The 21,468-nt window shown below is 41.6% G+C and carries 17 protein-coding genes, 6 pseudogenes, 1 riboswitch and 1 other annotated feature; all 23 genes and pseudogenes read right to left on the bottom strand.

The window, feature by feature from the left end:
• Window positions 1-142: 142 nt before the first annotated feature.
• Window positions 143-880, bottom strand: a complete 738-nt coding sequence (locus G4D76_RS00590) for an N-acetylmuramoyl-L-alanine amidase family protein (protein WP_213810259.1) — start codon at window positions 878-880, stop codon at window positions 143-145.
• Window positions 880-1,332 (bottom strand): D-aminoacyl-tRNA deacylase, encoded by a 453-nt coding sequence (gene dtd, locus G4D76_RS00585; RefSeq protein ID WP_213810258.1) that lies wholly within the window; start codon window positions 1,330-1,332, stop codon window positions 880-882. The genes G4D76_RS00590 and dtd overlap by 1 nt, the downstream gene beginning before the upstream one ends.
• A gap of 9 nt (window positions 1,333-1,341) precedes the next feature.
• Window positions 1,342-3,515, bottom strand: a pseudogene (locus G4D76_RS00580) (bifunctional (p)ppGpp synthetase/guanosine-3',5'-bis(diphosphate) 3'-pyrophosphohydrolase).
• Window positions 3,516-3,622: 107 nt separating this feature from the next.
• Window positions 3,623-4,142: pseudogene (locus G4D76_RS00575) on the bottom strand (adenine phosphoribosyltransferase).
• A 13-nt stretch (window positions 4,143-4,155) separates the two neighbouring features.
• The gene (gene recJ / locus G4D76_RS00570) at window positions 4,156-6,396 is read right to left on the bottom strand and encodes a single-stranded-DNA-specific exonuclease RecJ (protein ID WP_213810257.1); all 2,241 of its coding nucleotides are present in this window, start codon (window positions 6,394-6,396) and stop codon (window positions 4,156-4,158) included.
• 57 nt (window positions 6,397-6,453) lie between these two features.
• Window positions 6,454-8,733, bottom strand: a complete 2,280-nt coding sequence (gene secDF / locus G4D76_RS00565) for a protein translocase subunit SecDF (protein ID WP_213810256.1) — start codon at window positions 8,731-8,733, stop codon at window positions 6,454-6,456.
• A 98-nt stretch (window positions 8,734-8,831) separates the two neighbouring features.
• Window positions 8,832-9,089: a preprotein translocase subunit YajC gene (gene yajC, locus G4D76_RS00560; protein WP_026858242.1), complete on the bottom strand. Its 258-nt coding sequence runs from the start codon at window positions 9,087-9,089 to the stop codon at window positions 8,832-8,834.
• 18 nt (window positions 9,090-9,107) lie between these two features.
• Complete coding sequence (tgt, locus tag G4D76_RS00555; RefSeq protein WP_305794285.1) at window positions 9,108-10,256, bottom strand: tRNA guanosine(34) transglycosylase Tgt; 1,149 nt, start codon at window positions 10,254-10,256, stop codon at window positions 9,108-9,110.
• A 466-nt stretch (window positions 10,257-10,722) separates the two neighbouring features.
• A pseudogene (gene queA / locus G4D76_RS00550) lies at window positions 10,723-11,746 on the bottom strand (tRNA preQ1(34) S-adenosylmethionine ribosyltransferase-isomerase QueA).
• Between the two features lie 20 nt (window positions 11,747-11,766).
• Window positions 11,767-12,765 carry a Holliday junction branch migration DNA helicase RuvB gene (gene ruvB / locus G4D76_RS00545; RefSeq protein WP_026858245.1) on the bottom strand — a complete coding sequence of 333 codons (999 nt, stop codon included), beginning with the start codon at window positions 12,763-12,765 and terminating at the stop codon, window positions 11,767-11,769.
• 13 nt (window positions 12,766-12,778) lie between these two features.
• Window positions 12,779-13,315 (bottom strand): Holliday junction branch migration protein RuvA, encoded by a 537-nt coding sequence (ruvA, locus tag G4D76_RS00540; protein ID WP_250130055.1) that lies wholly within the window; start codon window positions 13,313-13,315, stop codon window positions 12,779-12,781.
• A gap of 62 nt (window positions 13,316-13,377) precedes the next feature.
• Window positions 13,378-14,658 carry a GTPase ObgE gene (obgE, locus tag G4D76_RS00535; RefSeq protein WP_026858247.1) on the bottom strand — a complete coding sequence of 427 codons (1,281 nt, stop codon included), beginning with the start codon at window positions 14,656-14,658 and terminating at the stop codon, window positions 13,378-13,380.
• Window positions 14,659-14,745: 87 nt separating this feature from the next.
• A complete protein-coding gene (gene rpmA / locus G4D76_RS00530; RefSeq protein ID WP_026858248.1) occupies window positions 14,746-15,030 on the bottom strand; it encodes a 50S ribosomal protein L27 in 285 nt (94 codons plus the stop codon).
• A gap of 11 nt (window positions 15,031-15,041) precedes the next feature.
• A complete protein-coding gene (locus G4D76_RS00525; protein ID WP_213810254.1) occupies window positions 15,042-15,362 on the bottom strand; it encodes a ribosomal-processing cysteine protease Prp in 321 nt (106 codons plus the stop codon).
• Entirely contained in the window at window positions 15,362-15,670 is a 309-nt protein-coding gene (rplU, locus tag G4D76_RS00520) for a 50S ribosomal protein L21 (protein WP_026858250.1), read from the bottom strand. Before rplU ends, G4D76_RS00525 begins: the two co-directional genes overlap by 1 nt.
• Window positions 15,671-15,681: 11 nt before the next feature.
• Window positions 15,682-15,753 (bottom strand) — a sequence feature (ribosomal protein L21 leader region).
• Between the two features lie 41 nt (window positions 15,754-15,794).
• On the bottom strand, window positions 15,795-16,313 hold the full coding sequence (gene mreD, locus G4D76_RS00515; protein ID WP_026858251.1) for a rod shape-determining protein MreD: 519 nt from the start codon (window positions 16,311-16,313) through the stop codon (window positions 15,795-15,797).
• 4 nt (window positions 16,314-16,317) lie between these two features.
• Window positions 16,318-17,172: a rod shape-determining protein MreC gene (mreC, locus tag G4D76_RS00510; protein ID WP_250130054.1), complete on the bottom strand. Its 855-nt coding sequence runs from the start codon at window positions 17,170-17,172 to the stop codon at window positions 16,318-16,320.
• A 59-nt stretch (window positions 17,173-17,231) separates the two neighbouring features.
• On the bottom strand, window positions 17,232-18,386 hold the full coding sequence (locus tag G4D76_RS00505) for an aminotransferase class I/II-fold pyridoxal phosphate-dependent enzyme (RefSeq protein WP_213810252.1): 1,155 nt from the start codon (window positions 18,384-18,386) through the stop codon (window positions 17,232-17,234).
• Window positions 18,387-18,716: a MetQ/NlpA family ABC transporter substrate-binding protein gene (locus G4D76_RS15700; protein ID WP_256440511.1), complete on the bottom strand. Its 330-nt coding sequence runs from the start codon at window positions 18,714-18,716 to the stop codon at window positions 18,387-18,389. It lies immediately after the preceding gene.
• Window positions 18,700-19,066, bottom strand: a pseudogene (locus G4D76_RS15695) (MetQ/NlpA family ABC transporter substrate-binding protein). The gene G4D76_RS15700 and the pseudogene G4D76_RS15695 overlap by 17 nt, the downstream one beginning before the upstream one ends.
• A gap of 123 nt (window positions 19,067-19,189) precedes the next feature.
• A pseudogene (locus G4D76_RS00495) lies at window positions 19,190-19,787 on the bottom strand (methionine ABC transporter permease).
• Window positions 19,788-19,839: 52 nt separating this feature from the next.
• A pseudogene (locus tag G4D76_RS15690) lies at window positions 19,840-20,852 on the bottom strand (methionine ABC transporter ATP-binding protein).
• Window positions 20,853-20,912: 60 nt separating this feature from the next.
• Window positions 20,913-21,012: riboswitch (SAM riboswitch) on the bottom strand.
• A gap of 43 nt (window positions 21,013-21,055) precedes the next feature.
• Window positions 21,056-21,460, bottom strand: a complete 405-nt coding sequence (locus G4D76_RS00485; protein WP_250130053.1) for a SprT-like domain-containing protein — start codon at window positions 21,458-21,460, stop codon at window positions 21,056-21,058.
• Window positions 21,461-21,468: the final 8 nt, after the last annotated feature.

Raw genomic sequence — 21,468 nt, 5'->3', positions numbered from 1 at the left:
CGGCAAATATCATTTGAAGTATTCACTTTCAGCCAAGGTGAATTTCTCTGTGTCTCATTATTGATATTCTCTTCGTTAAGAAGTAAATGTATTAAGTTGAATTATTCTCTTTATAATAGTCAGATTGCTTATCTTTGTCAAGCTAACGTGATAAATAACTGTCTATGCCTTCCATAATTGCCGTAACCATTTCGCCCTGATATTCTTCCTGATTTAAAATATAATCATCGAACTCATTACTTAAATAGCCGAGTTCAATTAATACTCCGGGATAATCGAGCTGCCAGACCACCTGATACTCCATGACCTGATTGCCGCGGTTATACAGAAGAGAATGCTCATCGAGTGCGGCATTTAAATGTTTGCCGAAATCTTCCTGGTTCGGATAAGCATAAAATGTTGTAAATCCTGAGATTGCGGGATCGTCAAATGCATCACTGTGCAGACTGATAAATAAATCCGCCTCGACCTTACGATCATCGAGACTGACAGTTTCGTTTGCCCCGCGGGTCATAATGACTTCTGCTCCCGCTGCAGTCAGCTGACTCTCAAGCTGTGAAGCGATTGAAAACACTACATAATCCTCGTCCTCGCCGTAATTGCTCGGCGCACCGGGGTCTTCTCCGCCGTGTCCTGGATCAAGTGCTACTGTTGTACCGCTGAAATCATAACTGACTGCTGCATCATTACCTTTGAAGTCCATAGTAATTAATTTTTCTGGTTCATGTATTACATTTTTATAAACGTAAACCGAAATCAGCACTATACCAAGAGCAATGATTATAAAAAAGAGCGGTTTAATGTACAGGTGTTTTTTGTACTTGAGGAAATAGCTGATTGCTTCCGCAGTTTTTTTGAAGATTGATTTAAATGAATCCATCAGATAACTTTACCGCCACGGGCTTCGTAAATAATCGTAATAGGACCGTCATTCGTCAGCCTCACATCCATATGTTCACCGAAAAAGCCTTCTTTAACGACTATCTCTTCAGCGCGAAGTGCTTCGTTAAATACTTTATACAGTACTCGCGCATCTTCGCCTGAAGCCGCTTCGGTAAAACTTGGACGGTTGCCTTTTAAAGTGGATGCGTACAGTGTAAACTGCGACACACTTAAAATTTCTCCGCCGACTTCTTTTATCGATAAATTTATTTTACCGTCTTTATCTTCAAAAATACGGGCATTGGCAATCTTTCTTGCAAGAATGCGGGCATCGTCTTCAGTAGATGATTTGCTGACACCGACTAATAAGCAGTAGCCGTCATTTATTTCATTAAACATTTCGTTGTTGGCAACCAGTGCGTGTGAAACTTTCTGTAAAATGATTTTCATCTCTATACCTCACTTAAATATGCGTTCTACGCTGTATATGTCTTTTAATTGTTTAATTCTGTCGACTGCGCGGTGCAGTTCATGTTTGTTCGGCACCATAATTGATAAGCTGACTTTCGCCTGTTTCGTTTCGTCTGCGTGTCCGTTAACTCGTGTAATCGGCACTTTCAAACTGGAAATTAAATTCAAAATTTCATTTACCAGTCCGTTGCGGTCGTAACCTGTAACTTCGAGATCGACCTGATACCGCTTATCGACACTCTTATTGCCGACCCATTCAACATCAATCAGACGCTCAGTTTCATGCATAATATTCGGACAGGTTGCAACGTGTACTTTGACACCGTGACCTTTCGTTATATAACCGATAATGTCATCTCCCGGAATGGGATTGCAGCATTTGGATAAATTGATAAGCATATTATCCATGCCTTCAACATAGACCCGGACTCTGTCGTAATTTCTTTATAATGATGCCTGCGGTCAATCTCTTCAATCTGATTTGATTTCAGTTCTGCTTCCTTAATTTTTTCAAGGAGGCGGTTCGTCACCTGCTTCGCTGTCACTCCGCCAAAGCCGATCATCGCAAACAGATCATCTTCTTCATGCAGGTTATACCGTGCAAGCACACTGTCTACGTTAGAATCGTGAATGACTTCATCTGGATTATAGCCGCGTGATTTAATTTCAAGATCGACAGCTTGACGTCCTTTGTCAATATTTACTTTACGGTCCTGTTTCTTAAAGAATGAACGGATTTTATTGCGCGCACTCGATGTTTTGACCATTTTCAGCCAGTCGATACTCGGTCCGTACGACTGTTTGCTCGTTCTGATTTCTAAAATATCGCCTGTTTCAAGCTCATGGTCAATTGGAACGATTTTGCCGTTTACTTTAGCACCGACCATCTTGTTTCCTACTTCAGAGTGAACCTGATAAGCAAAGTCAATCGGAATTGCACCCTGCGGCAGTTCAATAACGTCACCGTCCGGTGTAAAGACGTAGACTTTATCGCTCAGAAGATCGGTTTTCAAGGCAGCCATAAATTCCTCTGCATCAGGATTATCCGTCTCGTTGCCAACGATATCTTTAAACCAGTCAAGGCGTGCATCGAGTGATACTTTGTCTGCATCGACACCTTCTTTGTATGCCCAGTGTGCAGCAACACCATGCTCTGCGATTTCATGCATTTCATGCGTACGAATCTGAATCTCGAGCGGGTCGCCGTTCGGTCCGACTACCGTCGTATGAAGCGACTGGTACATATTCGGTTTTGGCATTGCAATATAGTCTTTAAATCTGCCCGGCATCGGACGCCATATTGTATGAATAATACCGAGCGCAGCATAACAATCTTTCACGTCGTTGACGAGTACGCGGATTGCGAGCAGATCAAATATCTGTTCGAACTGTTTTGACTGTTTCTGCATCTTTTTATAAATACTGTATATATGTTTCGGTCGTCCGGATAAGTTATGTTCCACCGAACTGTCATCAAGCTCTGAATCTATTTTTTCGATTGCTTCATCAATAACATTTTCACGTTCACTGCGTTTCTTTTTCATCAGACTGACAATACGGAAATACTGTCCTGGCTCTATGTATCTGAGTGCTGTATCTTCAAGCTCCCATTTAATACTTGAAATACCAAGTCGATGAGCGAGCGGTGCATATATTTCCAGCGTTTCACGCGAGATGCGGACCTGTTTTTCTTCAGGCATTGCTTTCAGCGTACGCATATTATGCAGACGGTCTGCAAGTTTAACTAAAATCACGCGAATATCTTTTGCAATGGCGATAAACAATTTACGGTGATTTTCAGCCTGCTGCTCCAACTGAGAACGATATTTTACTTTTTCAAGTTTTGTGACACCATCTACGATAATCGCCACTTCTTCATTGAACATGCCGATTAAATCATCATATGTGTACTGGGTATCTTCAACGACATCATGCAGAAATCCTGCAACAATTGTCGGTGCATCGAGTTTCAGCTCTGCTAAAATTCCCGCAACCTGTACAGGGTGTGCAATATATGGCAGACCATTCTTACGGAATTGTCCCTCGTGTGCTTCATGTGCCAGCTCATATGCTTTTTTGATCATCTGCATATCGCTGTCATCAAGATACTCGCCACACATTTTAAAAACATCTTCTGCTTCATACGGGTATTCCTTATCCATGATCACGCCACCCTTCTCTGAAATTTAGATATAAAATAATAATACTACAAATATATGCCTAAAGAAACAGCACTATAAAGAAAAAAGCCTGTAAATACAGGCTTTGCTTAACTTTCGTACTTGATTAATGAAATTGTATCATAACCTTCCAGTAATTCCATTCCGTTTAAATACTCAAGCTCAATAAGGAATGCAATTCCGGCTACAATCCCGCCCATTGCTTCGATTAATTTAATCGTTGCCATGATCGTACCGCCGGTTTGCCAGTAGGTCATCCGTAATCAGTACACGCTGACCAGGTTTAATCGCATCTTTGTGCATTGTCAGCACGTTTGTGCCGTATTCAAGTTCGTATTCGAACTCCAGAACTTCGCGAGGTAATTTGCCTTTTTTACGCACCGGTGCAAAGCCGATTTCCATGCTGTAGGCTACCGGACATCCGATAATAAATCCGCGCGCTTCAGGTCCGACAACGATATCGACATTTTTCTGATCGGCGTACTCTACAATCTGGTCAGTTGCATATTTATATGCAGGACCGTTATCCATAATTGTAGTGATGTCTTTAAAACTGACACCTTCTTTTGGCCAGTTCTCAACTTCTGATACATACTGTTTTAAATCCATAATTTCCTCCAATTTACGTTGTAATTAATGTACGTAAATAATCTTTCATATTTTGGCCGGAAGACATTTTAAGTTTGGCTTCGGCTTCAATTTTAGTAGTTAAGCGTTTTAAATATTGACTGTTTTCTATATTAATTGAGCTCTGTACTTCATCCTTATATACTATACCATTTTCGAGACGAATTCGTGACAAATCTGCTAAAATATCGATAATAATTTTTAAGTTTCTCATCGATGTGCCTATTCTTTCAGCAAGATGCGGTGCATGAATAGATAAATCAATCGCTCCATCTTTTGCCTTCATTATTATTTCATCCGCAGTTTCAATTAATTGTTTAGACGGCAGTCCTTCAAAGAATAATTCATTTTTATCGTTGAAGATTACGATAATTTTAGATGCCTGCAGCCCTTTCATCGTCGTCTTCAGTTCTTCGATGTCGTAAGGTATATCCCTGAGTACTAAAGTGCTGACCGCAATCGGCAGTGACTCGCCGTATGTGAAGTAATTATCTTTACCGTTAATATCTTCACTTGTGACAAACAGAGCATCTTGTTTTATCAATGAAAAATCCTGTTCGTTCTTCGCACGCATATCAATAATCTGCAAATCGTCGATACGTGCATCAAGGAGCACCATCTGAAGTGTGCGTTTATGATTAAAATCATTAATGTTTAAAGAACCGATCAGACTGATTTTATCTCCGGCCTGCACTTCATTGTGCAGAAATCCAAATTTAAAGCCGATAATATCAATATCTAGTTCCTGCAGTGTAATTTTAATATGAGATAAATCCTTGCCGACCTGACGGATACTTTTAACCGTTTGATTCGTGATCATAAATACCGGCTTGTTAAAGTCTTTACCGAAGGGTTTTAATCTCCGGATTTTCTCAAAATCTTTCAGCGTTAAATTATCATTCGTAATTTTATAATCAATATACTGGATCGGTTTTAAATTCAATTCAAGGTTATTAAAATGCGCAGTTACTGTTTCTTTAAATTCATTAAGCGAATCTTCGTACACGGATAAACCGAGCGCCTGTGAATGACCGCCGAGCGTTTGGAAATAATCCTGATGTTCTTTCAGTACTCCGAGCAGGTCGATGCCTTCGATAGACCGCGCGGAACCTTTAAATACATCAAAGTCACTGCTCATTACAATTGCCGGTTTGCCGAACTGATCGACCAGTCTTGATGCGACTATTCCAAGTACACCCTGATGCCAGTCTTCACCTGTCACAATATTGATTTCATTATTTTGATCGACCTGTGCTGATGCCTCTTTATATATCATTTCAACGAGCGCTTTTCTTTCGGTATTCAACTCTTCAATGCCGGAAGCAATTTCATATGCACGGTTTTCATCATCGGCCATTAACAGTTCCACACCGATCGAAGCTTCGTCCATTCGTCCTGTCGCATTTAATCTCGGTGCAATGGTAAAGCCGATTGTTTCCTCATCAATTGTACCTGAGTGATTACTCATTTTTAAGAGTGTCGATAAACCGAGCGGCATTTGCTGATTGAGCACTGCGAGCCCCTTTGTCACAAGAGATTTATTTTCATCTGTCATCGAGACGATATCTGCGACTGTACCGATCGCAACAAGACCGAGATATTTATCTTTCTGAAGATTCAGCGCTTCAAGTACTTTGTATGCAGCACCAACACCGGCAAGTTCCTGGAATGGATATTTACTTTCAGGATATCCTGCGTGAACGATTACAGCATCCGGAATTTCATCGGCAAAAGCATGGTGATCAATAATCACCACATCGATGTTATTTTCACGGAGCAGTGCAATTTCTTTCGCTGCTGCAACTCCATTATCGACAGTAATGACAAGATCCGCATTGCCGACGACTTCAAATTCAAAAAAGTCATAGTTCGGCCCATAACCGTGTTCCATTCTGTTAGGGATAAAGTAAAAAACATTCTCGTTCTGCTCTTTCAGTGCATCGTAAAGAATCGTTGTACTGGTAATACCGTCCGCGTCATAGTCACCGTAAATTAAAATACGCGATTCACTTTCGAGATGTTTTTGAATCACTTCAGCACCTTCATTAATATTCGGTATATATTGCCAGTTGTATTCCGCCGGCGCTAAAATCTCATCGACTTTATCCGGAGTATTATAACCGCGGTTTTCCAGCAGCGTCGTTTCAAGATTATTTAATTTATATTCTTTTTTAATATCTTCACTTAACTTATCAGTACGTTCCCTTACCTGCCATGTATATTTTGATGTAAACATAATTATCACCTTTTTAAAAAACGTCCAGGCGCACCCGGACGTTTTGATTTACTATTCTTATACTAACACTTTATCATCATTTTTTGATTTCTCACTGTAGACTACAATTTCTCCAGCCGATTTTCTAAACTGTCTGCGTTTTAAGACGCCCCACAGCTGAATCGCGATAAAGAACGATGAATACACACCGCTGACGAGGCCGATTAACAGTGCCAGTGAGAAGTTAAAGATCGACGTCGCACCGAACAGCACTAAGAAGATGACGACGATTAACACCGTCAGTATCGTATTGACTGAACGCGTTGCCGTCTGTCTTAATGAACGGTTAATAATTACGTTAATCTCCTCTTCACTTCTGATTACTTTAATCTTACGGTTATTTTCACGTATTCTGTCCATCGTTACAATCGTGTCATTAATCGAATAACCGACTACAGTTAATACTGCGGCTATTATCGTAATGTCCACTTCGATGCGGAAGATTGAAAATACTGCCAGAATGATAAAGACATCGTGCAAGAGTGCAAGAACTGCCGGTACTGCCATGCGCCATTCAAAACGAATGGATGCATAAATGATAATACCGATTGAAGCGATGATTAATGCAATAATCGCATTTTGCACCAGTTCCTGTCCGATTACCGGACTGACTGTACTGACCATCGGGTCACTGCCATAAAGCTCATTGAAGTGCGACTGCATTGCTGTGACATCTTCCTGAGGAAGATCTGTACCATAGCGTGCAACAATTGTATCTTCACCTGACATCGTCAGGTTTTCAGGCGGTATGCCCAATGTCTCAAGTTCACTTTCAACCTGCTGCACTGTCGCAGTCCCGTCTGTCACAATATCTGCTCTCGTACCGCTGGTAAAGTCGATACCGAGATTCAGTTTAAAGATAAATAGAATGATTAATCCTGCAGCTACGATGAGTCCGCTCAGCGCGAAAAACTTATTCGCATGCTTGACGAAATCAAAGCGGTCCCATGGAGATGATAAATCTTCAATATCTTTACCTTCAGCAATATTATGAATGTTTTTTTGCTTAACTCCGAACCAGCCTTTTTTATCGTTGGCGTAATTCGACTGTACAATCAGCGACATAATAACACGTGTCAGGAATACTGCAGTTACGAAACTCATTAAAATGGATAAGAGGAGCATCGTCGCAAATCCTTTAACACTGCTCGTCCCGAAAATAAATAGGACTATTGCCGCGATTAAAGTAGTTAAGTTAGCGTCGACTATCGTCCATAACGACGACGCCGCAGCTTTTTTATAAGCCTGCTTTAAGCTGCGGCCGATGCGCAGTTCATCTTTCAGCCGTTCGTATAAAATAATATTCGCATCGACTGCCATACCGACCCCTAAAATTAAAGCGGCAATTCCCGGCAGCGTCAGCATTCCGCTGATAGCATTAAAGCCGGCGATTGTGAGGAAGATATAGACAGTCAGTGTAATGACTGCAACAAGACCCGGCAGTCTGTAAAATCCGAGCATAAACAGGAATACAAGACCCACCCCGATTAAGCCTGCTGTCACTGTTTCATCAAGTGCCTGTTCACCGAACTGAGCACCGACAGATGTCGAATACACTTCATCCAGTTTTACCGGTAATGATCCGGAATTAAGCAGTGATGAAATATTCTGTGCACGTTCGACACCTTCCTGGCCGTCAAATCCTCCGGAAATCATAACGTCGGTGGAATTTATCGGCTGTGATACAGTTGGTGCAGAAATAAATTTCGGGTTTTCTTTTTGGACTTCCTCAGCAAATGAATCTTCACCTTCGACAAAGTCCATCCAGATTACCATCAGGTTTTCACCTGGCGGACGCTTGGAAATTTCTTCAGTGACTTCTTTAAACTTATTGCTGTCTTGAAGTTCTAAAGACACCATTGCGTTGTTCATTTCATCGTAGCCCTGTGAGGCTCCGCCTTGAACTAAATCTTTCCCTGATAACAGCACATTATCATCAATATCACGGATCGTCAGTTCCGCCTGCGTGCTTAACAGCTCGCGCGCTTCCTGCTGATCCTCAACACCTGCGAGCTGTACTCTAATTCTGTTATTGTCCTCAATTTGAATATTCGGTTCTGATACACCAAGGACATTGACCCGGGAATCGAGTGTCGATGCTGTACTCCGGACTGCATTATCATCAATCGTATCCCCTTCTTCAAGCGGTTCAACCTGATAAAGCACTTCAAAACCGCCCTGAAGATCCAGCCCCAGATTCACATCATTCAGTACATCTTTAAGCGTTAATGCGATCGTTGTAAACAGTACAACAACAATCATCAAAGCGATAACTAATTTACTAGACTTCTTTTTCACGTGGCCACCTCTAATTTTTACAGTGAGTTAATTATAACGTTAAAAATTATAAAGATAAATAAAAAAAGCCGACGAATGCCGACTTGGTTTCATTGTTTTTATTTTACAACTTCTTTTAATGCAACACGGTCAAATTTAAGAACCGCTGCTTCATCTGTACGTAAGTACATGTGTTTTTGATCAAATGATTCTACAGTGCCGTGCATGCCGCCGATTGTAATAACGTTATCGCCTTTTTGCAGTCCAGCCTGCATTTCTTGAACTGCCTTCTGTCTCTTTTGAGCCGGGCGGATCATTAAGAAATACATAACTAAAACTAAAACGATTATCGGTGCGAAAGTTACGAGTAATTCCATTGCGCAATTTCCTCCTGCTTAGAAATTTTTCGGATTTTCTTTATTTAATCCATAAGATTCGAAAAATGCTTCTTTAAAGTCCAATAAATTATCATTTAAAATTGCAGTTCGAACATCTTCCATTAAGTTTAACAGAAAATACAAGTTATGATAAGTAGTAAGTCTCAATCCGAGAATCTCATTTGCTTTAAATAAATGTCTGAGATACGCGCGGGTGTAGTTTTTACATGTGTAGCAGTCACAGTTGGGATCAAGCGGTGTAAAATCGCGCTCGAATTTTTTGTTTTTTACAACGACGCGCCCTTGTGAAGTCATCGTTGTGCCGTTACGTGCAATACGAGTCGGCAGCACACAGTCAAACATATCAACACCGCGGATAACCCCTTCAATTAATGCATCCGGCGAACCGATACCCATTAAATATCTGGGTTTGTCTTCAGGTAATAAATGAACAGTTTCTTCAAGTACTTTGTACATGACCGGTTTCGGTTCACCAACGGATAAGCCGCCGATAGAATACCCTGGGAAGTCCATAGACACTAAATCTTTGGCACTCTGTTCGCGGAGGTCTTTATACTCTCCGCCCTGGACGATACCAAACAGCGCCTGGTGTTTATCGTGTCCTTTTTTAACGTGGTGGTTTAAACCGCGTTCAGCCCAGCGTGTCGTACGCTCAACCGATTGTTTTACGTAATCGTGTGTCGACGGAATTGCCGCACATTCATCAAAGCTCATCATAATATCAGAGCCGAGGTCGTGCTGGATATCCATCGCGCCTTCAGGTCCTAAAAATAATTTAGAGCCGTCCAGATGGCTGCGGAAACGCACGCCCTCTTCGGTAATCTGACGTCTGTGGCTTAAGCTGAATACCTGGAAACCGCCTGAGTCAGTAAGAATCGGCTTATCCCAGTTCATGAACTTGTGAAGTCCGCCGGCCTCTTTAATAATGTCATTACCCGGACGCAGCCATAAATGATATGTGTTCGATAAAATAATCTGCGAACCAATATCAGCAAGCTCTTCCGGTGACATCGACTTGACTGTTGCCAGCGTGCCGACCGGCATGAAAATCGGCGTATCAATAACACCGTGCGGTGTATGAAGTTTACCGAGACGCGCACCAGTCTGTTTGCACGTTTTAATATGTTCATAGCGAATAGCCATGATGTTCACCTCTTTATTAATTTACTGCGGCTGCGGGGTATTGTGTCTGGGTTGGAGTTGAGTTGAGCTGGAATATTTTGTGGAGTCCACATCGTACTTCAAACGCTTCAGGAATACCTTGTCGATTCAACATCGTACTCCAAGCGCTTCAGGAGTACCTTGTCACTTCAACATCGTACTCCAAACGCTCCCGGAGTACCTCGCGCATTCAACATCGTACTTCAAACGCTTCAGGAGTACCTTGTCAGTTCCACATCGTACTTCAAATGCTTCTGGAGTACCTTGTCAATTCAACATCGCACTCCAAACGCTTCAGGAGTACCTTGTCAGTTCCACATCGTACTTCAAATGCTTCTGGAGTACCTTGTCAATTCAACATCGTACTCCAAACGCTTCAGGAGTACCTCGCGCATTCAACATCGTAGACCAAACATATATCCAACCTCAATATCCGCGTCCGTAAAATTCTTTAGTATAATATCATCGCATCACCAAACGAAAAGAATCGGTATTCCGAGTCAACTGCATGTGCGTATGCGTTTAAAATGTGTTCTCTTGAACTGAACGCGCTGACCAGCATAACGAGTGATGATTTTGGCAGATGGAAGTTCGTAATTAATACGTCCACAGCTTTATATTCAAATCCGGGATAAATAAAAATATCAGTAAATCCGGATGCTTCTTTAAATTCACCGTGGTCATGGATAATTGTTTCAAGCGTGCGTGTACTTGTCGTACCGACGCTGATAATTTTACCGCCGTCTGCTTTCGCATTGTTCAATGTTTCTGCTGCACTTGATGTCATCGTGTAAAATTCGCTGTGCATTTTGTGATCTTCGATTGTTTCTGCTGCGACTGGTCGGAATGTTCCGAGTCCGACGTGCAGCGTAATATAAACAACTTTAACGCCTTTATCTTCAATTTCTTTAAGCAGTTCCTCAGTAAAATGCAGTCCTGCTGTCGGTGCTGCGGCTGATCCTGATTCACGTGCAAAGACAGTCTGATAACGATCTTGATCTTCAAGTTTTTCTTTAATGTAAGGCGGCAGCGGCATTTCACCGAGATCGTCCAGAACATTTTCAAGTATTCCGTCATAAATTAATTTCATATGATGGATGCCTTCTTTGAATTTAGCTGTACATTCCGCCACAAGTTTACCTTCGCCGAAAGTAACTCTCGTACCGATGCTGATTTTTTTCGACGGACGGATTAACACTTCATATCCGTCATCAAGCGGTTTTAACAGCAGCATTTCAATTTTCGCGCCTGTTTCTTCTTTTATGCCGAACAGCCGTGCCGGCAGTACTTTTGTATCGTTTAATACAAGTGCATCGCCAGCTTTAAAATAATCTGCGACATCGTAAAAGTGCTTATCAGTAAGCTCACCTGTCGTTTTATTAACAGCAAGCAGTCCTTGAATTTGTGCGTTCTTTTAACGGTGTCTGGCCGATTAAATGCTCGGGTAAATGAAAATCAAATTCATCTAACTTCATGTGTTTCCTCCTAAACCAGCTTAATCCATATCTATATTTTTAAAATACTCAAAGGATTTCGCTGTAGCTTTACGCCCTCTCGGTGTACGCTCTAAAAATCCGCGCTGTATTAAATACGGTTCATATACATCATTCAATGTGATGACTTCTTCACCTATAGACACTGCGACAGTTTCAAGTCCGACCGGACCGCCGCCGTATGTACCGATAATTGTCCGCATAATTTTATGATCGATCGGTTCAAGTCCTTCCGGATCGACTTCAAGTACTTTAAGTGCGTAGTTCGTAGTATTAAGCGTAATCGCTTCTTCACCTTTAACCATCGAGAAATCTCTGACACGGCGCAGCAGCCTGTTGGCAATCCTCGGTGTGCCGCGTGATCTTCTCGCCAGCTCATCCAGACTGTTTTGTGGAATTGCCACTTCAAAAATATCCGCTGTACGTTCAATTATCATCTTCAGACTGTCAAGATCGTAATACTGCAGGCGTAACTGCACACCAAAACGGTCTCTGAGCGGTGCTGAAAGACTTCCGAAACGGGTCGTTGCACCGACGAGTGTAAACGGCGGCAGGTCGATTCGGATACTTCTCGCTTCATCTCCCTGTCCGATGACTACGTCGATAAAGAAATCTTCCATTGCAGAATATAAAATTTCCTCAACGAAACGCGGCAGTCTGTGAATCTCATCGATAAAGAGCACATCACCCGGTTCTAAACTCGATAAAATCGCAGCGAGGTCACCGGCACGTTCAACGGCCGGTCCGGATGTCGTTTTAATATTAACGTTCATTTCACTAGCGATAATGTTCGCGAGCGTCGTTTTACCAAGTCCCGGCGGACCGTGTAAAATGACATGGTCCAGCGCTTCTTCACGCATTTTTGCCGCCTCGATAAATACACTTAAATTATTTTTAAGCGCATCCTGTCCGATATACTGCTGCAGTTTATTCGGACGGAGCGACAGTTCAAGCGATACTTCATCATTGTGTTCATGTTCATCTAAAATACGTTCATCCATTACTTCACCCCGTTTAATTTAGTAATAGTTTAAGTCCAAGTTTCACTGCTTCATCGACAGAAGTGATTTCTTCTTTCGTAAGTTTTTTTTCAATGCGAGTGAGTTCTCGTTTCGAATAGCCGAGCGCTTCTAATGCCATCAGCGCTTCTTCAACATAAGATGGATTTGCTGCCGGCGCTGTTTCAGCAGGTGCCGACAGTTCATCAGGTTTAAGCTTGCCTTTTAAGTCCAGAATAATCTGGCTCGCAGTCTTTTTCCCAATACCGGGAAACTTCTGCATAAAGGCATTATCTTCTCTTTCTATTGCACTTATAATTTCATTTGGCGTTGCTGCAGCAAGTATAGCCAAGGCACTTTTAGGACCAATACCGGTCACTTTCAACAATGATTTAAACATCGATTTTTCGCTTTCACCGGTAAATCCGTAAAGCGTATGAGCATCTTCTCTCACTATAAGCTCTGTAAAAATCGTTACATCCGTATTGATATAGCGTTCAAGACGAAACGGGTTCGGCACGAGCAGCAAATACCCGATACCGCCAGTTTCCACCGTCACTCCTATTGGTTTAACTTCCGTTAACTTACCTTTTATACTGATACATTTATAATCACCTATTCTACAAATTCGAACTCTCCGCCTAAAATTCGTACGATATTCCCGGCCTGTATGCCGCGGTCTCTAAGTGCGTCATCGATACCCATTGTACGCATTTGTCTTGCAAATCTTCGAACTGCAGCTTCACGAGTAAAGTCAGTCATCATAAACAGACGTTCAATTGCTCCGCCTGATACGACGTATGCACCGTCATCATCACGTGTAATGACAAATTTATCAGGGTCTTTCTCGTGACGATAAACAACACGGCTTTCCGTCTCGATTTCTTCTTTAAGTACAGGCTGTTCTTCTAACAGATCTGCTACTTTATACAGAAGAGCATCAATATTCTCACCTGTTGCTGCTGATATTTGCACGATCTCGCTGTCTGTATCAATACTGTTTATAAAGTTATTAATAATCTCTTGATCATGATCAATTAATTCCACTTTATTCAGTGCGATAACTTCCGGGCGCTCTAACAATTCTTCGTTAAACAGAGCCATTTCATTGCGGATTGTTTTATAATCTTCAACCGCATCTCTGCCGTCTGTTTCAGAAATATCCACGACGTGGACGAGTACTTTTGTACGCTCGATATGACGTAGGAACTGGTGTCCAAGTCCCGTACCATCTGAAGCACCCTCAATAAGTCCCGGCATATCAGCCATAACAAATGTACGTCCGTCTTTTGACTGTACAACACCTAAGTTAGGCTGCAGCGTCGTAAAGTGATAATCTCCGACTTTCGGTTTTGCTTTAGAAACAGTGCCAAGCAATGTGGATTTACCCACACTCGGGAATCCGACAATACCGACATCCGCCATCATTTTAAGTTCAAGTGTAATTTCCAGCTCTCTTCCCGGTTCGCCGTTTTCTGCGAAGTCAGGTGCCGGGTTACGGCTTGTAGCAAAACGGGAGTTACCGCGTCCGCCGCGTCCGCCTTTGGCAATTACTGCCTGCTGACCGTGTTCAACCAGGTCGGCAAGTGTTTCACCATTTTCCGTACTTTTTACAATTGTACCTGGCGGCACTTTTAATACTAATGGCGCACTGTTTTTACCGTGCATATTAGAATTCATTCCATTTTCCCCGTGTGCTGCTTTAAAGTGGCGCTGGAATCTGAAGTCCATTAATGTTCTTAAGCCTTCATCCACTTCCATAATAATATCTGCACCGTTACCACCGTCTCCTCCAGATGGTCCGCCCATCGGGATATATTTCTCTCTGCGATATGCTACCAGACCGTTACCGCCGTTACCTGCTTTTAAATACACGGATACGTAATCTATAAACATAACACTCACCTCCATTTAATTAATCTCTATTTTAAATTATAACATTCATAAAAAAAGACATCAGCAGAAGCTGATGCCACAAAATTATTATTTTGCTTCCTGATAAACAGAAACACGTTTTTTGTCGCGTCCGAAACGCTCGTATTTAACAACACCATCAATTTTCGAGAATAATGTGTCGTCTCCACCGCGTCCTACGTTTTCACCCGGGTGAATTTTAGTGCCGCGTTGACGGAATAAAATAGATCCGCCTGTTACGAATTGTCCATCTTGTCTTTTAGCACCAAGGCGTTTTGATTCAGAGTCACGACCGTTTCTAGTCGACCCAACACCTTTTTTCGATGCGAAGAACTGTAAGTCTAATTTTAACATTGGTATACACCTCACTCATATTCAAGTTTTATAAATTCGTTATATTCAGATTCAATAGTAGTCAATGATACAATCATTGTTTCCAAGATCAATTGAACTTTGTCATCGGATGTATCCTCAAGCTTAACACTTAAATATCCACCTTCTTCGGCCAAGTCTATGGCCGGCTCGTAATCAGTCAGCGCATAAAGCGCATTAACACTGCCGAACACAACTGCCGAAGCACCTGCACATACGAGATCTTTACCGTGGACATCAAAGTCCGCGTGGCCGCTCATCGTAAATCCGGTAATATGCTGTTCACTGTTACGTGCAACGATAACTTTAATCATTATGCGTTGATCTTGCCGATTGTTAATTTAGTATAAGGCTGACGATGACCTTGTTTACGGCTGTAGTTCTTTCTGCGCTTGAACTTGATAACGTTAATCTTCTTACCGCGTCCATGCTTATCAACTGTAGCTGTAACAGTAGCACCTTCAATTGTAGGAACTCCAACTTTAACGCTGTCGCCTCCAACAAAAAGTACTTTGTCAAACGTGAATTCAGCACCTGCTTCAACCTCTAGTTTTTCAACGTAGATTGATTGACCTTCTTCAACTTTCACTTGTTTTCCACCTGTTTCGATGATTGCAAACATACTTACACCTCCTATTATTTAAGACACGCCATTATAGGTGGGTTCTGCCTCTTATACCTATATATGTGCGGTTGACGTTTACGTTTCATCAACTACTGTATTATATAAAATTTAACTCAATGTGTCAATTGATTCTCCGTAATTCTTTTCTCACTTTAGCCGTTTGAATTGCCAGGACATAAAGGATAACGAAAAACACTGCACTCACCAGCACGCTCGGTATTGCACGAAGTGCGATATAGTCGAAAAACGGCATCGCTATAAAGTCGAGTACACTGTACACCGCGTACTGATATAAATCGAATAAAAATGTATTCAGCAGTACGACAAATGCCATCGCTACAAAATCTCTGTAAAACACTCTGAATGCAGTCTGCATAAAGATAACAAATGCTATAAAGCCAAATATGTGGATACCGTACAGGGAACCGATATAAACGTCCAGCATAACACCAAACAGAATTGCAAAAAGCATACTGATACGGGGACCCGCGTAAATTGTTAGGAGCAGAATGTACATAAAGAGCATTTTCGGTACGAAGTATACTTCAACACTAAACATCATCAGTGGACTAAAGCTGGTAAAAGCCATGTCAGCATACATTAATATGACTCCAATTATAAAAATCACTATCGTCTGCATCGTATCAGTCCTCCAATGAATCAGGATCGCGTTTTAAGACAAACACATTATCCACATCATTTAAGTCACTGTTCATTTGCACGTATGCATTTTGACTCAGTCCGTATTCATCATTTTCTACTTCTACTACTTTGCCGATAACTATGCCTTCAGGGAAAGCGCCAGTCAGACCAGAAGTATATACTTCATCGCCTTCTTCAAGTTTTACCTGACTTTTAATATTTTCAACGACAAGCACATCTTTTTCAGTATCAAAATTGCGGATATTACCGTAGACCGCTTCATCGTTATGTCTCACTTCAACTGACATATTGTTCTGTGATGCATTCGTTGAAATCATCTCGATAAAACTCGAATTGCCGTTAACTCTCGTGACAATACCGATTAATCCTTCCGACGTCGATACCGCCATGCCTTCTTCAACGCCGTCCTTTTCTCCTTTATCTATCGTAAAGGATTCGAGCCACTGGTCTGGTGCACGTGAAATCACGCGGGCGTTGACTGTTTCGTAAGCCATACTGGAGCTCACTTCAAGAGATTCACGCAGCTCCTCGTTTTCAGCTGCAAGACGCTCATTATCAGCCTGCAGCTGCGGCAGCATATCCAGCTGTTCTTTCAGCGCTTCGTTTTCTTCAAGCGCACTGAAACTTCCTGTAATACTAGAAAATATGTTTCCTATAAAACTGAACGGTGCATCGACAACCTTTTGAGTCACAGCGACCGTATCACCGGTAAATTGTTCCGCTTTCGTTGTGGAATCTCTGTCCGACAATGAAAATCCGATTAATGCAATTAATACTACTATGCCAAACAGCACAATCAACATGCGGTTTCGATTAAAAAACTTAGTCACTCTCATGCCGCCCCCAAAAATTAATATCTGGGTAAATAATACCACATTTGATGTCAGACAATAAACTAATCTTGATAGAGATCTTTAATCTCTCCTAGTCTTTGTACGAATGTTTTTAAATCTTCGTCCCGGACCGCAAGAGATATACGTATATAATCCTCTGCCAGGCTGCCGAAAGGTTTTCCTGGCGTAGCGAGAATGGACTGTTCTTTCAGCAGGTAGGTGACGAAGCTCTCACCGTTAAAACCCGGCGGCACTTTTATCCAGCCGAATATACCGCCCTTGATCGGTTCGATTGGAACATTTAAAGCCAGCAGCGCTTCATTGATAAAGTCTTTGCGCTTTTTGAATATTTCGTTCTGTGCAGGAATTAACGTATCAGCATTGTCAAGAGCTGCGATTGCTGCATCCTGTGTGACACCGAAGACACCAGCATTCGTATGATCCTGAAACCTGTTAATGCTTTCAATCATCTCTTTGTTCCCTGCTGCAAAACCGATTCTGTAACCCGACATATTAAATCCTTTAGACAGCGAATATATTTCCATGGATACTTCAAAATCAGGATCGCTCGTCAATATGCTTGGATGAGGCCCGTTAAAGCCGAACGCTGAATAGGCAAAGTCGTGGACAACCTGTGTTTTACTTCCTTTGAATCTTTGTATCACATCATCAAAGAATGATTTATCCGCTGCGGCACCGACAGGATTAGACGGATAATTTAAATAGATAAGCTCCGTTTCTTTTAGCTCCGCTTCCAGCGAATCAAAATCCGGCAGGTAGCTGTTTTCTTTAAGCAGCGGCATATCAATCAGTTTCGCCTGTGCAAGTTCCACTGCGGTAATATAATCTGCGTAGCCCGGATTCGGCAGCATAATACCGGCGCCCGGATTGACGTGTGCCAGAGGAAAGTTCACCAGCGCATTTTTCGTCCCGAACAGTATCGCAATATTTTCGTCCTTCAGATCCACATCATAAGTTCTTTTGTAAAATCTTTTAATGCTGTCTTTTAATTCAGGTTTACCGCGGAAGGCACCGTACTTTTGATTTTCTTCTTTATCGATTGCTGTCTTTACTGCATCAGTAATGACTTTCGGCGTTCTGCCGTCGGGAATACCGACGGCGAGGTTTAACAGCGGTTTGTCCCCGACTTCCAGCTCAGCATTCATCATACTGCTGAAGTAGCTCGGGCTTAATGAGTTTAATCGTTCGCTCGCCATTTACTCATCCTCCTCTGGTTTATCGAATCCTTTAAAGTCAGCATCGATCACTTCATTAAACGCTTCGGACTCTACTGCCTTAATTAAATCTTCTTCCATTTTAGTGCCTGCATCATCACCGTTAATTACAATCTGGTTTCTGAAGTTTTCGTTCATGTTTTCTAAAGTTAATGCATCGTCCAGGTTCATTTCACTGGCAAGTGCAAAGTTACCCGGCACAAGTGATAAACCAATCTGTTCAACACTTCTCGGCAACTGACCGGCATCCTGATAAATAAACTCAAGATTTTTCTTATTATCAATTATGTCTGCTTCATCGATAGCAAACATATCTGCATCTTCTAATTGTAATCAAACCCGCATCCTGCAGTGTTAAAAATCCGCGGCTGGAGTTAACAGGGTCTAAAGGAAGGGCAACTTCACTGCCTGACGTGATATCTTCCAGTAAACTAAATTCACTGCTGTACAGCCCCATCGGCGCTGTCGGCACCTGGATGATATTTTTTAAATCAGCATCATTTTCTTCATTAAAACTTTCCATAAAGAGCACATTCTGAAAGAGGTTAGCATCTGTCTCCGTTGGCGAGCGCATTATTCGGCTGAATGTAGTCGCTGTATTCAACTATTTCAACAGAATAACCCTGCTCTTCCAGCACCGGCTTTAATGCGAACGATGCCATATCGGCAAAAGGCCCGCTTGAAGCCCCGATAGTAATGACTTCTCCCTCATCCTCATATAAAAGAATACTGGTACCTAATATAACGACTAATGTACCGATTAAAAATATTATAATTCCGCGCATTTATCTTTCCTCCGCTCTGTTAGAAATAAAGTCTCCGGCCCACTGGACGATTTGTACAATAATAACAAGTACAATTACTGTCACAATCATCGTCAATGTGTCGTAGCGGTAATAGCCGTATCTGATAGCAAGGTCACCGACCCCGCCGCCGCCTACAACACCGGCTGTTGCACTGAATGCAATAATCGAAATAATCGTCAGCGTAATTGCCTGAGTGATGCTCTTCTTCGCTTCCGGCAGAAGAACATCTGTCACGATTAAATAAATCGGTGCGCCGCCTGCGATACTCGCTTCAATAACACCGTCACTCACACTGTTAAAACTGGATTCAACAAGACGTGCAAAAAGCGGCACGGCAGCAATCGACAGTGCAACACTGGCAAAAACAGGTCCGTGTGAAGCATTAACGAGCCATGTTGCAAACGGCATAATTGCCACGATTAAAATTATAAAAGGGAAAGACCTGATTATTTACGAGCCAGCCCAGTGTGGCATTTAACGGTTTAATTTTAAAAAGCAGCGGATGCTGTGTAATATAGAGCAGAATACCGAGCGGCAGTCCGATTAGTACTGCAAAGAATATTGAAATTGAGACCATCAGTGCCGTTTCTAAAAGTGCGCGGTACAATAATGGCCAAAGCTGACTGAAGTTATCCAATATAACCCACCCTTTCTATGCCGGAAGTATTATCGATATGTGTTTTAAGACGCTCGATTTCTTCAACTTTTCCTGAGACCTGAAACATTAAAAATCCAAGCGGCTTTTCTTTAATATATTCGATTCTGCCGTTTAAAATACTAATACTTAAATCGAAGTCTCTGTAGAGCTGATTTAAATAGTTTTCTTCAGCATTTTCACTCAAAAACTGAATTGTAATGACTTGATTTTCAGGCGTTTCTTTAATTTGTTCCGGCACTTCAAAATTATATATTTCCTGCACGAAATCTTTTGTAATTCCTTCTTTAGGATGACTGAATACATTGTAAGTTTCGCCGCTTTCAATAATTTCACCGTCGGACATCACACCTACACGGTCGGCAATTTCTTTAATAACTTCCATTTCATGAGTAATAATCACTATCGTAATGCCGAGCGTTCTGTTAATACTCTTTAAGAGATTTAAAATACTTTTAGTCGTATCTGGATCAAGTGCACTCGTTGCTTCATCACATAAGAGAATATCGGGATTATTGGCAAGCGCTCTCGCAATACCGACACGCTGCTTCTGTCCCCCGCTTAAATTTGCTGCATTGATACTGGATTTATCGTTAAGACCGACGAGCTTTAAAAGCTCTTCAATTCTTTTCGGCACATCTTTTTATTGTATCTGCTCGCTTTAAGTACAAATTCAATATTTTCATATACTGTCTTTGATTCAATTAAGTTAAACTGCTGGAATATCATGCCGATTTTCTGGCGTCTTATTCTTAAATCCTTAGATGATAATTCAGTCAGATTGTCGTCACCAACAATAACTGTGCCCGTCGAAGGTTTTTCAAGCAAATTAATCAATCTTACCAGGGTACTTTTCCCAGCGCCGGAATAGCCGATCAGCCCAAAAATTTCACCGGTTTCAACTTTTAATGATGTCGGTTTTAATGCTTCAACATTTCTTCCTTTTAAATGATACGTTTTTGAAACGTTATTCAGCTGAATGCTCATGAATTCCCTCCTATGTATATTAAAAAACGCCATTTATCTATATAGACAAATGGCGTTTTGTGATTATCTTCCAAGCCGCTGCCTGCAGGAATTAGCACAGTACTTAAAAAGCCTGCTGAGACTTCACAGGGCCTGATCCCTCCGTCTCTCTGGATAATTTCATATTTAATTGTATTTCATACTAGAGTAACTTGAAAAAATAGTCAAACAATTTTTAATAACTTGTTATCAGAGTGATTCAACCATGCCTTTATAGATATACTTTCCACGGCAATGCCTGCAAATATAACGTTTGTTATAGCCCTTGACTCTTTTCGTAAATTGATAGCTGCATTTTTGCACTCATATAAATAAGCCTGCCCTTTATATTTATATGTTCTGGTTTTGGCAATACCGAGACGCTCAAGTGTTTCGGTAAATTCCCGGTCTGAATCTCTGTAAGGTTTCTTTAATGTGTAAAGTGCGTAATGCACGCACTCATGATAAAGCACATCTAGAATAGTTTCCTTGGAGTTGTTAATAAGAAAGCTGTGTGACATTACAATTTCTTTTGATACAACTTTTCTGTTTTGCAATTTAATCTGAAATGCACCGAGCTTAGACTTCATTTTTCGAC

The organism is Jeotgalicoccus sp. WY2, from assembly GCF_018437745.1.
Classification (GTDB): Bacteria; Bacillota; Bacilli; order Staphylococcales; family Salinicoccaceae; genus Jeotgalicoccus; species Jeotgalicoccus psychrophilus.
Note: the sequence above shows the minus strand (reverse complement) of the source record. Positions and strands in the feature narration are given on the sequence as shown.